The following is a 12,872-nucleotide window of genomic DNA, read 5'->3' as shown; positions in this document are numbered from 1 at the left end:
CTTACGCAGCGCCCCGCACGGCCTTGACGATTTTCTCGGCGCCGTCCGAGAGGTCGTTGGCGGCGATCACGTTCAGACCGCTCTCGTTGATGATCTTCTTGCCGAGCTCGGCGTTGGTGCCTTCCAGGCGGACGACCAGCGGCACCTTGAGCCCGACCTGCTTCACTGCGGCGACGACGCCCTGGGCCAGGATATCGCAGCGGGCGATGCCGCCGAAGATATTGACCAGGATGCCCTTCACGTTCGGGTCGGCGATGATGATCTTGAAGGCCGCCGTCACCTTGGCCTCGTCGGCGCCGCCGCCCACGTCCAGGAAGTTGGCCGGCTCGGCGCCGTACAGCTTGATGATGTCCATGGTCGCCATCGCCAGGCCCGCGCCGTTGACCATGCAGCCGATCTCGCCGTCGAGGGCGATGTAGCTGAGGTCGTACTTGGAGGCCTCGATCTCCTTCGGGTCCTCCTCGGTCTCGTCGCGCAGCGCCTGGATGTCCTTGTGGCGGAACAGGGCGTTGCTGTCGAAGCTGACCTTGGCGTCCAGCACGCGGAGCTGGTCGTCGGCGGTGACGATGAGCGGGTTCACCTCCAGCATGCTCATGTCCTTGGCCACGAAGGCCGTGTAGAGCTGCGAGAGAAGGGTGGCGGCCTGCTTGGCCAGGTCGCCCTTGAGGCCCAGGGCGCCGGCCAGAGCGCGGCCGTGGTGGGCCCAGACGCCGGTGGCCGGGTCGATCGAGAAGGTGACGATCTTGTCCGGGGTCGAGTGGGCGACCTCCTCGATGTCCATGCCGCCTTCGGTGGAGGCCACGACCGAGACCCGGCTCGTCTCGCGGTCGACCAGCAGCGACAGGTAGAATTCCTTGGCGATGGCGGCGCCTTCCTCGATGTAGAGGCGGTTCACCTGCTTGCCCTTGGCGCCCGTCTGGTGGGTCACCAGCACGCGGCCCAGCATCTCGGTCGCGTTGGCCTTGACGTCCTCGACGCTCTTGACCACCCGCACACCGCCCTTGGCGTCGGGGCCCAGCCCTTCGAAGCGCCCCTTGCCGCGCCCGCCGGCGTGGATCTGCGACTTCACGACGAACACGGGTCCGCCCAGTTTCTTCGCAGCTTCGACGGCTTCGTCGACGGAGAACGCGGGATAGCCGCGCGGGACCGCCACGCCGAACTCCGCGAGGACGGCTTTGGCTTGGTGTTCGTGGATGTTCATGAGGCCTTGGGGGCGACTGGCGGGGAAAGCTCGCCCCTGGCGGCGAGTGAGGCGGCTTATAGGCGCCGCCTCCTGCGATGACAACCGCGTGAGGGGCGGAAAACCGCCCCGCGGCGCACGAACCTCCCCCGAGGTGAACGCGCCCGCTCTCTCGCAGAGAGCGATTTATCCCAGGAACATCATCCACAGGGTCCGGCCGGGGATCAGGGCGATGAACAGGTTGACCGCGAAGCCACCGTAGAACAGGCCCATCATGGTCCGCCGATGGCGCGCCACGTTGTGGCGCTTCGCCCACATCACCGCGAGCGGCAGGACCAGCAGCACCCAGCCGGTGAAGAGGTGCAGGATCGACCACTTGCCGTGATTGAGGCTGGTGATGAACAGCGTCGCCCCGGCCGTCACCATCACGAGGCTCACCCAGACCCAGCCGGCCACGCGGTGGAACGTTCGGCCTTTGCGCACCGTCATCAGCACGCCCCCCAGGACGAGCGCGGCCAAGGCGGTGAACAGGTGGATCTTGATGGCGGGTGAGAGGCTGTCGAACAGCGCCATGTCGGGGGCGTGCAGGCGCGCCGTCATCGCGACGGCGGCCACACCCTTCCAGGCGCCGCCCAGCGACAGGCCCACGATGACGGCGACTATGGCCATCGCGAGGGAAAACCGCACTTGGAAGCTCAGCGGCTTCGAGCGGGAACCGCTCGTCTTCCTTCGAACATCCGCGCTTTCGAACTCGACAGCGCGGGGGGCGGGCGTTTGCGAAACGGACGACATCCTTTATCTCCGGACAGTGTTGGGCGGCGCGCGGCGCGGCCCGTTCGAGTCAGGACATGACGGCGGTCGGAAACCGGTGCGAGCGGGGATACGTCGGGTGACGGCGCAGCTTCGCGAACGGCCGCGGGCCGCCGTTCACGCTTCGCGAGCGGCGCGGCGATGAAGGGCCTCTTGGGGCGCTTGTTCCGCCACGAGGACGCGCGATCCTGGCTTCGCGGCATGGCCGTGGCGGTGGCCGCCGGCCTTTTCCTCACCTTCTCGGGCGCGTTCGGCACCGGCGACTCGCCCCTGCCACTGCGCCTTGCCTATTGGATGCTGATGATGGTGGTCGGCTACTTCGTCGGCTCCGTCATCGCGAACTGGTTCTTCCAGGGCGGCCGCCGTCGGACGGGCGCCATCTGGCTGGACGTGGCGCTCGCCTCGCTCGCCATGTCGCTGCCCTTCACGCTGCTGGTCTGGGTGGTGACCCGGGGGATGCTGGGCTCGCGGATCAGCGTGTCCGGCCTGCCGGTGCTCTTCGGGTATGTGCTGATCGTGGCGCTGGCCATCACGACCATCAACGTGCTCATCGAGAGCCGCCGGGTCGCGATGACCGAGGCCGCGCCGGAGCCGCCCAAGTTCCTGGAGCGGCTGCCGCTGAAGCTGCGCGGCGCCGACGTCTGGGCGGTAGAAGCCGAGGACCACTACCTGCGCCTCCACACCTCAAAGGGCCAGGACCTGATCCTGATGCGCCTGGCCGACGCGGTGTCCGAGCTGGAGGGCATCGAGGGCGCCCAGGTCCACCGCTCGTGGTGGGTGGCCCGCGACGCCATCGCCGACGCCCGACGCGGCGACGGCCGCGCCACGCTGACGCTGAAGGACGGCGCGGAAGTCCCGGTCAGCCGGACCTATGCGGGAATCTTGCGGGAGCGGGGCTGGATCTAGCCCCTCCGCTTCGCCAGCCACGCCTCCCGCGACTGGCCCCAGCAATCCACCGGCACGTTCATCGGCGGCGGCAGGACGGCCTGGCGCAGGATGCGCGAACCCAGGCGCTGGGCCACCTTCTGGGAGTTCACGTTGGCCGCCTCGATGGTGTGGATCACCTCGATCCAGCCCTGGGTCTCGAACGCCCAGTCGATGGCGGCCGCCGCCGCTTCGGTGGCGTAACCCTTCCCCCAGCAGTCGCGGGCGATGCCCCAGCCGACCTCGGTCCCCGGCCATCCCTCGGGCTGCCACGGCCCCACCCGGCCCACCCAGCGGCCCGTCGATTTCTCGATGACGCAGAACATCGAGAAGCCCCGGCTGAACCAGCCTCCGGCCATGACGCTCATGATCCGCCAGGCGCCGATCCGGTCCTGCGGGCCGCCGATGTAGCGCGCCGCCTCCTCGTCGGCGCAGAACGCCGCCCAAGCCTCGAAGTCGCCCGGTTCCGGGGCGCGCAGAATGAGGCGTTCTGTCTCAAGAGTGGGGATTTCCAACAGCACGTTTTTGCCTCAATCTGAAGTTGGGAGAGAGTTCGGGGTTGGGGCGAGCTGTGACGGCCATTGCGCCGTAGCCGAACCCTGCCCTGTGCGTCGAGGGACCCGTGTATCAGGGGGCGCCTCATGACGCAGGTCCAGTTCGACGATCAACAGCCGGAAGCGCCGGCTCAGAAACCGCAGGGGCCGGGAGGCCGGCTGGTGGCCGCGGGCGTCGTGGGCGCGATCGCGCTCGGCGCCGGCATGGGCCTGTGGGCCAGGCCCGCCCCGCCGCCGCAGGCGCAGCCATCGGCCAAGCCCGTCGCGCCGGAGGACATCGTGCGTCCCGCCCTCCAGATCGTGGTCGACGATGGCCCGGCGCCCATCGGGCCGCTGCTCGAGGTGCTGCCGGGCGAGGCTTCCGCAAGCGAGCCGCCGCCGCTGATGGCCGAGCCGGCGGCGCCGCGCCGTCCAGCCGCCGGCCTGATGAAGGTCGACGCCGTCGTGGCGGCCGAACCGCTCCAGGTGGTTCCCGCGGTCAAGGTGGACGAGAAACCCCCGGCCCTGCCGCCTGCGCCCGTGAAGGCGGAAGCTCGGCATAAGGCGAAGGTCGAAAAGCCGGTGGTCGAGACGCCCAAGGTGGGGAAGGCTAAGACGCCGAAAGCCGAGCCCAAGTCCGACCGCATGAAGATCGCCGAAGCCAAGGCGAAGAAGGCCGAAACAGCCACGGCTGAAAAGGCCCGCGCCGAGACGGCCGTCCGCCTGGCCAAGTTGGAGAAGGCCAAGCGGGAGAAAGCCAAGCTGGAGAAAGCCAAGGTGGCGAAGGTCGCGAAGGCCGAGGTCCGGAAGCCGAAGGTCGACAAGGCCAACGCCGAGCCGAAGCGGCTGGCCTCGCTGGTCAAGGCGGTGAAGACGGCGCCGGCGAAGATCAAGGCCGAGGCCGCCAAGGCGAAGAAGGTCCAGCTCGCCAAGGCCAAGCCGAAGCCCAAGGTGGAGAAGGCCTCGACGAAGCCGGCCCCGGTCGCGAAGGCCAAGGCGCCGCCGCCCCGGAAGCCGGTCGTCCCGCGCGGCGAAGGCCCGATGCGGGTGGCGCGCAACGACGGCTGCGCCTCGGCCGATCCTGGCGAGGCCGTGGTTTGCGCCGACGGGCGGCTGGGCGCGCGCGACCGCCAACTGCAGCAGGCCTACCGCAACGCCGAGGCCGCGGGCGTGCCCGCCTCGGCGCTCCGCCGGCAGCAGGCCCGCTGGCTGCAGGCCCGCGCCGCCGCCGCCCGCGAGGCGCCCTGGGCCGTCGAGGACGTCTATGAGGCGCGGATCTCGGAGCTCAACGACCTGACCCGGGACGCACGCGAGAACTGACGCCTCGCTGCCTGTCGGAGGCCGTTTCACGCGCGGCCGTGGTCTCGCCACGGTTGACGCTCGCGCCGCGTCGCTAGCATTTGCCAGCCAGCAGACCCGGAGAGCGCCGTGCCCGATCCCATACGCATCGCCATCGCCGGCGCCCAGGGCCGCATGGGCCAGGCGGTGGACAAGGCCGTGTCGGCTGATCGCGCGCTGGTGCTTGCCGCGCGGTTCGACCGTCCGGGCGGAGAAGACGCCGGCCTCAGCACCGCGGCCGAAGCACTGGCCGCCGCCGACGTGATCATCGACTTCACAACACCGGCCGCTTCGGTCGAACTGGCTCGCCAGGCCGCCGGCCATGACGTCGCCCTGGTGATCGGGGCCACCGGGGCGAGCGACGAACAGCGCGCCGCCATCGCCGAGGCCGCGAAGCAGACGCCGATCGTCTTCGCGGGCAACTATTCGCTGGGCGTGAACATGCTGATGGGCCTGGTGGCCCAGGCGGCGCGCGCCCTGCCGGCCGAGACCTACGACATCGAGATCTTCGAGGCCCATCACCGGCACAAGGTGGACGCCCCGTCGGGCACGGCCTTCATGCTAGGCGAAGCCGCCGCCCGGGGGCGGGGCGTGGCCCTGAAGGACGTCGAGCGCCGCAGCCGCGATGGCATTACCGGCGAGCGGCCTATTGGCGAGATCGGCTTCTCAGTCCTGCGCGGCGGGGGGATCATCGGCGAGCACAGCGTCACCTTCGCCGCCGAGGACGAGATTCTCACCCTCAGCCATTCCGGCCGCGACCGGGGCCTGTTCGCCCGCGGGGCTGTCGCCTCGGCCAAGTGGGTCGCCGGCAAGCCGCCCGGGCTCTACGACATGCAGGACGTGCTGGGCTTCCGCGGTAACTGACCATGGCCGACCTCATCGATCAGGACGCCGTCAGCCAGCTCGTGGCCCTGGCGAGCAAGCGCGTCTCCGCCGTGGAACTGCTGAAGACCTCGCTCGCGCGTCACGCCGAGACCCACGGCAGGCTGAACGCCGTGGTCGCCGCCGACCCCGAGCGGGCGCTGGAACGGGCGCGGGCCCTGGACGACGCCCGGATCCGTGGCGAGCCGCTGGGGCCGCTGGCCGGCCTGCCCATGACCATCAAGGACACCTTCGACGTCGCCGGCATGGCCGCCTCGTCGGGCCTGCCCGAATTGCGCCGCCGGATGACCGAGGACGCGGCGGCCGTCAGCCACGCCCGTCGGGCCGGCGCGGTGATCTGGGGCAAGACCAACGTGCCGGTCATGGCGGCCGACTGGCAGAGCGCGAACGCGCTCTATGGCGCCACCAACAATCCCTGGGACCCCAAGCGCACGCCCGGCGGCTCGTCCGGCGGCGCCGCGGCCGCCCTCGCTGCGGGCGTGACGCCGCTCGAGATCGGCTCCGACATCGGGGGCTCGTTGCGCGTGCCCGCCAGCTTCTGCGGGGTCTTCAGCCACAAGCCGACCTGGGGCATGGTCAGCCAGCGGGGTCACGTGCCGCCCAGCCCGGGCTCGTTCTCCGAGCGCGACCTCAATGTGATCGGGCCGATGGCGCGCTCGGCGCGTGACCTGCGCCTTCTGCTCTCCATCATCGAGAACGGCCCGCTTGCGCCGAAGGCCCCGCCCGCCGACCTCAAGCAAACCAAGATCGGGCTGTGGCTCGACGATCCCCTGTGCCCGCTCGACCCGCAGGTGCGAGGCGTAATCCAGGCCTTCGCCGACGAGCTGCGCGCGGCGGGCGCGGAGGTCGAGACCATCCCCAGCCCGGTCGACATGCGCGCCCTGTTGCACAGCTACCAGACCCTCCTGGGCGCGGTGCTGGGCGAGGACCTGCCGCCCAGGACGCTCCGCGGCATGGAGCGCATGCGGCTGTTCGCGAAGGGCTCGGTCGCGAAGGCGGGACCGCTTTCGAGCGCGGCGATGGTCATGGCCTATACCGCGCGCCACCGCGAGTGGATGGCCGCCGATGCGGTGCGCGCGCGCCTTCGCTCCGAGATCGACGAGACGTTCGGCAGCTACCACGCGATCCTCGCCCCCATCGCGCCGGTCCCCCCTTTCCCGCACGACCGCGCGCCGTTCCAGAAGCGGAGCTTGCGGACCTCCGACGGCCGGTCGATCCCCTACACGTCCATGCTGACCTGGATCTCGGTGGCCACCGCCCTGCGCCTGCCGGCCACCGCCGTGCCGGCGGGTCAGACGTCGTCGGGTCTGCCGGTGGGCGTCCAGCTCATCGGCCCCCACGCCGGAGACGCCCGCACCCTCGCCATCGCCCAGGCGATCGATGAGAACGTGCGCGGCTTCGTCAGCCCGCCGTTGGGGTCCTAAGGCCTCGACGGAACGGCGACTCGAGATCCGGCGCTCGGCCCTACGAAAAAGGCCCGCCTCGCGGCGGGCCTTCGTCGTCGACGCTCTCCAGAACTCAGCCGCGCAGCTTGCGCAGCAGCACGTCCACGTCGCGGGCGATGGTGGCGTCCTCGGCCTTGAGCGCCTCGATGCGGCGCACGGCGTGCAGGACGGTGGTGTGGTCGCGCCCGCCGAACCGGCGGCCGATGTCGGGCAGCGAGCGCGTGGTGATCTGCTTGGCCAGCCACATCGCCACCTGCCGCGGGCGGGCCACGGCGCGGGCCCGGCGTTCCGAGATCAGGTCGGCCTGCTTCAGCGCGTAGTGCTCGGCCACGGTCTTTTGGATCATGTCGACCGTCACCTTGCGCTCGGTGACCGACAGGTGGGGCCGCAGGATCGCCTGGGCTTCGTCTAGGCTCAGCCGGGCGATGTCGCCGCCCACCCGGGCCACCAGGGTGTTCAGAGCGCCCTCCAGCTCGCGGACGCTGTCGGTGAAACGGTCGGCCAGGAACTGCAGCACCTCGGGCCGGGCCGCGGGGTGGAAGCCCCCCTGCTGGGCCAGGGTGTTCAGCTTGCGCTCCAGGATGCCCAGGCGCAGCGTGCGGTCGGCCGGCTCAATGCCGCAGACCAGGCCGGCCTGCAGGTGCGAGCGCAGACGCGGCTCCATCTCGCTGAGCTCGGTCGGCGAGCGGTCGGCGGTCAGCACCACGCGACGGCCATCCTCGACCAGGGCGATAAGCGTATGGAACAGCTCTTCCTGGGTCTGGGTCTTGCCGGCAACGAAGTGGACGTCGTCGATCAGCAGCAGGTCGGCGTTGCGCAGCTCTTCCTTGAAGGCCGCGGTCTGCTTGGTCTGCAGGGCGTTGACGAAGGTCGAGGTGAACCGCTCGGCCGAGAGATAGACCACCCGCTTTCCGGCGCCGGTGCGCATGGCTTCCCACGCGAGGGCGTTCAGCAGGTGGGTCTTCCCGAAACCGTAGGGGCCATGGAAGACCACCGGGTTGAAGTGTCCATCGGCCCATGAGGCCACCCGGCGCGCGACCGCGAAGGCGAACTCGTTGGCCGGGCCGGCCACGAAGGTGTCGAACGAATAGCGTTCCTGGAGGCCCTGGAGGCGCCCCTGGCGGGCGGCGACCGGCGCAGCGGCCTCGACCTCGATCTCGAACACTTCGGCCGTCCTTGGCGGCGCCTGCGTGCCGCGCGGCGCCGGGGCGCTCATGACGGGCGCGCCGATGCCGGGACCGTTCGCCGCAACCGGCGGACGCGCGGTCATCGAGGCGGCCTCGACCTCCATGCGTGATTTCAGGTCCAGGCGGCGGCCCAGCGGATCGTTCTGGGCCCACAGCTCGCCGATCCGGCGCCAGGCGTTGTGGCGGATCCAGTCGCGCGCGACACCCGTGGCCGCGACGACGCAAACTTCATCGCCGGATTCCCGCAGCGCGGCCTGGCCCAGCCAGGATCCGAACGTGGCGTCACCCAGCTCGCGCTTGAGAACCTGGCAGGTCTTGCTCCACACGGCCATTGCCGGCGCGCTTGCCATAGCTCCCGCAGCCCCCCCGCTTGTCATCTCTCAAACCCCATAGAACCCAAATGCCGACAAGCCAGGGCCCCGAACCCCCCGGACAACGCTTTACGCAACACAAACAGACTCTTATTCGCCGAACACATGTGGTCCGCCGCCGCCCCGGTTTCGGCCGGGATCAAGTCAAAGACGCCTGTAAGACCCCCGACACTAATGGGGGCCATGGGGGGGGTCAACGGTGATTCTTTTCCCGGTCGAGACTTATTTCTGTTGACTCGCGGGGGACCCTTTTCGGTCCAAGGGAAAGCCGAAAAACCGAGTGCGGAGACTGAGCAAATCGGTCGCAGGCAGCGCATTCCGCAGCCCAATTTCGCGCACAAAAAAGCAGCGCCCGAGAGGGCGCCGCCGATCAGAATTCCTAGAGGGAAAGAGGGGGTGAACCACCCCCTACGGTCCAGCTTGAAAACGGAGGCCCAGAGGGCTCCGCGCGGAGCTCTTAGGCCGCCGACATCTTCTTCAGCTGGGCGGCCAGGCGCGACACCTTCCGCGAGCCGGTGTTCTTGTGCACGACGCCCTTGCCGACGGCGCGCATCAGCTCGGATTGGGCTTCCACGAACGCGGCCTTGGCGGCGCCGGCGTCGCCCGAGGCCAGGGCCTCTTCGAACTTGCGCAGGAAGGTCCGCACGCGCGAGCGGCGGGCGGTGTTCACTTCGGTGCGGCGGGCGATCTTGCGGACCGCCTTCTTGGAGCCGGGCGTATTGGCCATTCGGAACTGCTCTCGAAACGGGTAGCACCCGCCGGTTGGCCGGCGGGCGAAATTGGAGGCGCGGATATACTGAAAGGGGCCGGGCGGGTCAATGCCGCTTCGGCGCCATCTCGCCGCGCCCTATCGGCCCTTGAAGTCCGGTTTCCGCTTCTCGACGAAAGCGGCCATGCCTTCCTTCTGGTCGTCGAAGGCGAAGAGCGAGTGGAAAAGGCGCCGCTCCACCGCCACACCGGTGGCCAGGGTGGTCTCGAACGCAGCGTTCACCAGCTCCTTGTTCATCATCACCGCCAGCGGCGACTGGCCGGCGATCTTGGCCGCAGCGGCCAGGGCTTCGTCCAGCAGCTTGTCGGCGGGCACGATGCGGCTGACCAGACCGGCGCGCTCGGCCTCCGCGGCGTCCATCATCCGGGCGGTCAGCACCATGTCCATGGCCTTGGCCTTGCCCACGGCGCGCGGCAGGCGCTGGGTGCCGCCGATCCCGGGCATGACGCCCAGGTTGATCTCGGGCTGGCCGAACTTGGCGGTCTCGGCGGCGATGATGAAGTCGCACAGCATGGCCAGCTCGCAGCCGCCACCGAGGGCGTAGCCGGCCACCGCGGCGATGATCGGCTTGCGGAATTGTTCGACCCGCCGGCCCGCGGCGCCGAAGAAGTTCGAGGCGAACATCTGGGCGTAGGACTTGTCGGACATCTCCTTGATGTCGGCGCCGGCCGCAAAGGCGCGGTCCGAGCCGGTCAGCACCACGCACCGGACCCCCTCGTCGGCCTCGGCGGCGTCCAGCGCCTGGCCCAGCTCGCCCAGGAGCTGGCTGTTCAGGGCGTTCAGCGCCTCGGGCCGGTTCAGGCGGATCAGGGTCACGCCCGCGCTGGGCGTCTCGACGATCAGGGTCTCATAGGCCATGGGGCTCTCCGATTTCCGAAGAGCGCCTTACGGCCCCGTGACCGAATAGCCAAGCGCCCTCAGGCGCGAGGGTAACCCGCCGGAACCCACCAAGTGGCCGACGCCGACCACCACCACGGTGCGGCCCTTGCCTTTCAGCCGGGCGTCGAGCTCGCCGATCCAACGAGCGTTCCGGTCGGTCACCAGGCGCTTGTAGAGCTCAGGCGAGGCCTTGCGCATCGGTTCCAGCGCCTCCTCGTCGAGGGCGCGCACGTCGCCACCCATCCAGGCGCGCACCAGCTTGCCGAAGGCCTCGGGATCTTCGGACAGCTCGCGCACCGTCTGGTTCAGCGAGGCGACCTGTTCGTCCAGGGGCGATTGGTCGAACAGGCTGAGCTGCTCGGCCGGGGTCTCCAGCGCCATGCGCTTGACGTTCGGGGCCGCGGCCCCCTCGACGGTCTTCTCCACGCCGTTTTCGGTGTCGGCGCCGGCGGCTCGGTACGAGGCGCCGGCGATGGCGACTTCGGCCAGCCAGGGCTCCAGCCGGTCCAGCGTCGTCTTGTCCACACCCAGGGCGTCGGCCGCGCGAAGCAACGACTCTGCATCCCGCGGGGTCAGCAGGGTGAAGAGCGATTTGCCGGGCGGCAGCACGCCAGTCGTGGCCGCCAGGCGGGCGATCTCCTGCTCCGCCGCGGGGCCGGGCGGCAGTTCGAACCAAAGGTCGTCGGCGCGCTTGAGGCCCGCGTCGAGCGTCGGCGGCCGCCAGGAAAGGCCCGGCGGCAGGACGTGGATCGAGCCGAACAGGATCATCTCGGAGTCCGCGTCGCGCACGACCCACACGGGCGGGGCGGCGATAGCGGGCGCGGCGAGGGCGAAGGCGGCGAAGAGGCCGGCGAGGGTACGCATCAGGTCTGGCACACGGGGCAGAAGAAGGTGGAACGGCCGGCCTGGACCTCGCGGTCGATGATCCCGGGGCAACCCTTGTTGCAGCAGGGCTGGCCCTCGCGGTCGTAGGTGCGGAAGCGGTGCTGGAAATAGCCGAGGGCCCCATCGGCCTGGGCGAAATCGCGCAAGGTCGAGCCGCCGGCGGCGATCGCCTCCTGCAGCACGGCCTTGATCTCAGGGACTAGCTTGGCCAGCCGCGCCCGGCTGATCCGGCCGGCGGGCTTGAAGGGCGAGATCTTCGCGCGGTTCAGCGCCTCGCAGACGTAGATGTTGCCCAGCCCGGCGACGATCCGCTGGTCCAGCAGCAGCGTCTTGGGTCCCTGCTTGCGGCCGGCGAAGGCCTCTTCGAGATGCCGGGCGTCGAAGGCCTCCGACAACGGTTCCGGCCCCAGGCCCGCGAACCAGGGGTGCAGATGCAGGGTCGCGGTGTTGACCAGGGCCATGTAGCCGAAGCGGCGGGGGTCGTAATAGGTCACCCGGGTCCCGGCGTCGGTCTCGAAGACGATGTGGGCGTGCTTGGGATCGGGATCGGGGGCGTAGTGGAATTGGCCGGGCCGTTCCTCGCCGTCCGGCCGCGCGATCTCGAAGCGGCCGCTCATGCCCAGGTGCATCACCAGGGTGTCCTCGCGGTCCAGGCGAGCGAGCAGGTATTTCGCCCGCCGCTCCAGCTTCTGGATAGTGGAGCCGGTGAGGAACTGGACGAAGTTCGGCGGCAGGGGAAAGCGCAGGTCCGGACGCCGGGCCTCGACGCGGGCCAGCCGGTGGCCCTCCAGCACGGGCGCGAGGCCGCCCCGCACCGTCTCGACTTCGGGCAACTCAGGCATGGTGCTGGCTTGGCACGGCATCGCTGGCGCGCCAAGGCCCCAGCCGCTAAAGACGCGGCCATGACGGGACCTTCCGCCACCTTCGGCTTCCGCGACGTCGACGCCTCCGAGAAGGCCGGCCTCGTCCGCGGCGTGTTCGACAGCGTCGCCAAGCGCTACGACCTGATGAACGACCTGATGAGCGCGGGCGTGCACCGCCTCTGGAAGGACGCGGCCGCGGCGCGCCTCAATCCGCAGCCCGGCGAAGTGATCGTCGACTGCGCCGGAGGCACCGGCGACATGGCCCGCCGCTTCGCGAAGATGGCCCGCCGCGCCCAGGAGCGCCGGGGCGGCGAGGACGCGAAGATCTTCGTGGTCGACTACAACGCCGAGATGATCATGGCGGGCCGCGAGAAAGGTTCGCTGCCCGAGATGGCCTGGGCCGTGGGTGACGCCCAGCGGCTGCCTCTGCCCGACGCGACCGCCGACGCCTATGTGATCAGCTTCGGCATCCGCAACGTCACGGACATTCCCGCCGCCCTGCGTGAGGCGCGGCGGGTCCTGAAGCCGGGCGGCCGGTTCCTCTGCCTGGAGTTCTCGCGGCCGACCACCGAGGCGCTACGGGCGGCCTATGACGCCTATTCCTTCAAGGTGATCCCCGAGATCGGCGCCCGCGTCGCCAACGACCGCGAGAGCTACCAGTACCTCGTCGAGAGCATCCGCCGCTTCCCCGACCAGAAGACGTTCGCGGCCATGATCGGCGAGGCCGGCTTCGGCCAGGTGGGCTGGACCAACTTCTCCGGCGGCGTGGCGGCGCTGCACACCGGTCGAGCGATCTAGAGCGGCGG

Annotated in this window: 13 protein-coding genes; 5 read left to right on the top strand and 8 right to left on the bottom strand. The window is 70.0% G+C overall.

The genetic code is table 11. From position 1 onward, the window contains the following. Window position 1: 1 nt before the first annotated feature. Together sucC and ACODSY_RS03125 are read right to left on the bottom strand one after the other, a co-directional pair. Entirely contained in the window at window positions 2–1,201 is a 1,200-nt protein-coding gene (gene sucC / locus ACODSY_RS03130; protein WP_488950191.1) for an ADP-forming succinate--CoA ligase subunit beta, read from the bottom strand. Between the two features lie 165 nt (window positions 1,202–1,366). Continuing rightward, a complete protein-coding gene (locus ACODSY_RS03125) occupies window positions 1,367–1,849 on the bottom strand; it encodes a DUF2306 domain-containing protein (RefSeq protein WP_488950189.1) in 483 nt (160 codons plus the stop codon). 294 nt (window positions 1,850–2,143) lie between these two features. On the opposite strand from ACODSY_RS03125, the gene ACODSY_RS03120 reads away from it, so the two are divergent. Then, the gene (locus ACODSY_RS03120) at window positions 2,144–2,896 is read left to right on the top strand and encodes a LytTR family DNA-binding domain-containing protein (protein WP_488950188.1); all 753 of its coding nucleotides are present in this window, start codon (window positions 2,144–2,146) and stop codon (window positions 2,894–2,896) included. Here ACODSY_RS03120 and ACODSY_RS03115 read toward each other — a convergent pair. Then, on the bottom strand, window positions 2,893–3,435 hold the full coding sequence (locus ACODSY_RS03115) for a GNAT family N-acetyltransferase (protein WP_488950187.1): 543 nt from the start codon (window positions 3,433–3,435) through the stop codon (window positions 2,893–2,895). The two genes, ACODSY_RS03120 and ACODSY_RS03115, sit on opposite strands and share 4 nt — an antisense overlap. A 120-nt stretch (window positions 3,436–3,555) precedes the next feature. On the opposite strand from ACODSY_RS03115, the gene ACODSY_RS03110 reads away from it, so the two are divergent. The 3 genes from ACODSY_RS03110 (at window position 3,556) to ACODSY_RS03100 (ending at window position 7,091) form a co-directional block, all read left to right on the top strand. Beyond that, entirely contained in the window at window positions 3,556–4,767 is a 1,212-nt protein-coding gene (locus ACODSY_RS03110) for a lysozyme inhibitor LprI family protein (RefSeq protein WP_488950186.1), read from the top strand. A 108-nt stretch (window positions 4,768–4,875) separates the two neighbouring features. Then, window positions 4,876–5,649 (top strand): 4-hydroxy-tetrahydrodipicolinate reductase, encoded by a 774-nt coding sequence (gene dapB, locus ACODSY_RS03105; RefSeq protein WP_488950184.1) that lies wholly within the window; start codon window positions 4,876–4,878, stop codon window positions 5,647–5,649. Window positions 5,650–5,651: 2 nt separating this feature from the next. Continuing rightward, a complete protein-coding gene (locus ACODSY_RS03100) occupies window positions 5,652–7,091 on the top strand; it encodes an amidase family protein (RefSeq protein WP_488950183.1) in 1,440 nt (479 codons plus the stop codon). A gap of 94 nt (window positions 7,092–7,185) precedes the next feature. Here the strand turns inward: ACODSY_RS03100 and dnaA are convergent, their stop codons facing one another. From dnaA to mutM, 5 genes are all read right to left on the bottom strand, one after another. Beyond that, window positions 7,186–8,676 carry a chromosomal replication initiator protein DnaA gene (gene dnaA / locus ACODSY_RS03095; RefSeq protein ID WP_488950182.1) on the bottom strand — a complete coding sequence of 497 codons (1,491 nt, stop codon included), beginning with the start codon at window positions 8,674–8,676 and terminating at the stop codon, window positions 7,186–7,188. Between the two features lie 451 nt (window positions 8,677–9,127). Next, window positions 9,128–9,397: a 30S ribosomal protein S20 gene (gene rpsT, locus ACODSY_RS03090; RefSeq protein WP_488950181.1), complete on the bottom strand. Its 270-nt coding sequence runs from the start codon at window positions 9,395–9,397 to the stop codon at window positions 9,128–9,130. A gap of 120 nt (window positions 9,398–9,517) precedes the next feature. Beyond that, the gene (locus ACODSY_RS03085; RefSeq protein WP_488950180.1) at window positions 9,518–10,297 is read right to left on the bottom strand and encodes an enoyl-CoA hydratase; all 780 of its coding nucleotides are present in this window, start codon (window positions 10,295–10,297) and stop codon (window positions 9,518–9,520) included. Window positions 10,298–10,324: 27 nt separating this feature from the next. Continuing rightward, window positions 10,325–11,182 carry a TraB/GumN family protein gene (locus ACODSY_RS03080; RefSeq protein ID WP_488950179.1) on the bottom strand — a complete coding sequence of 286 codons (858 nt, stop codon included), beginning with the start codon at window positions 11,180–11,182 and terminating at the stop codon, window positions 10,325–10,327. Further along, entirely contained in the window at window positions 11,182–12,045 is an 864-nt protein-coding gene (gene mutM / locus ACODSY_RS03075; RefSeq protein WP_488950178.1) for a bifunctional DNA-formamidopyrimidine glycosylase/DNA-(apurinic or apyrimidinic site) lyase, read from the bottom strand. The genes ACODSY_RS03080 and mutM overlap by 1 nt, the downstream gene beginning before the upstream one ends. Before the next feature lie 60 nt (window positions 12,046–12,105). On the opposite strand from mutM, the gene ACODSY_RS03070 reads away from it, so the two are divergent. After that, window positions 12,106–12,864: a class I SAM-dependent methyltransferase gene (locus ACODSY_RS03070; protein WP_488950177.1), complete on the top strand. Its 759-nt coding sequence runs from the start codon at window positions 12,106–12,108 to the stop codon at window positions 12,862–12,864. Window positions 12,865–12,872 lie beyond the last annotated feature (8 nt).

Source organism: Phenylobacterium sp. FG114 (assembly GCF_057809855.1).
Note: the sequence above shows the minus strand (reverse complement) of the source record. Positions and strands in the feature narration are given on the sequence as shown.

Coding starts and splice junctions, on each gene's coding strand:
- sucC (WP_488950191.1), bottom strand. CDS start 1,201: ATGAACATCCACGAACACCAAGCCAAAGCCGTCCTCGCGGAGTTCGGC.
- ACODSY_RS03125 (WP_488950189.1), bottom strand. CDS start 1,849: ATGGCCATAGTCGCCGTCATCGTGGGCCTGTCGCTGGGCGGCGCCTGG.
- ACODSY_RS03110 (WP_488950186.1), top strand. CDS start 3,556: ATGACGCAGGTCCAGTTCGACGATCAACAGCCGGAAGCGCCGGCTCAG.
- ACODSY_RS03100 (WP_488950183.1), top strand. CDS start 5,652: ATGGCCGACCTCATCGATCAGGACGCCGTCAGCCAGCTCGTGGCCCTG.
- dnaA (WP_488950182.1), bottom strand. CDS start 8,676: ATGACAAGCGGGGGGGCTGCGGGAGCTATGGCAAGCGCGCCGGCAATG.
- rpsT (WP_488950181.1), bottom strand. CDS start 9,397: ATGGCCAATACGCCCGGCTCCAAGAAGGCGGTCCGCAAGATCGCCCGC.
- ACODSY_RS03085 (WP_488950180.1), bottom strand. CDS start 10,297: ATGGCCTATGAGACCCTGATCGTCGAGACGCCCAGCGCGGGCGTGACC.
- ACODSY_RS03080 (WP_488950179.1), bottom strand. CDS start 11,182: ATGCGTACCCTCGCCGGCCTCTTCGCCGCCTTCGCCCTCGCCGCGCCC.
- mutM (WP_488950178.1), bottom strand. CDS start 12,045: ATGCCTGAGTTGCCCGAAGTCGAGACGGTGCGGGGCGGCCTCGCGCCC.
- ACODSY_RS03070 (WP_488950177.1), top strand. CDS start 12,106: ATGACGGGACCTTCCGCCACCTTCGGCTTCCGCGACGTCGACGCCTCC.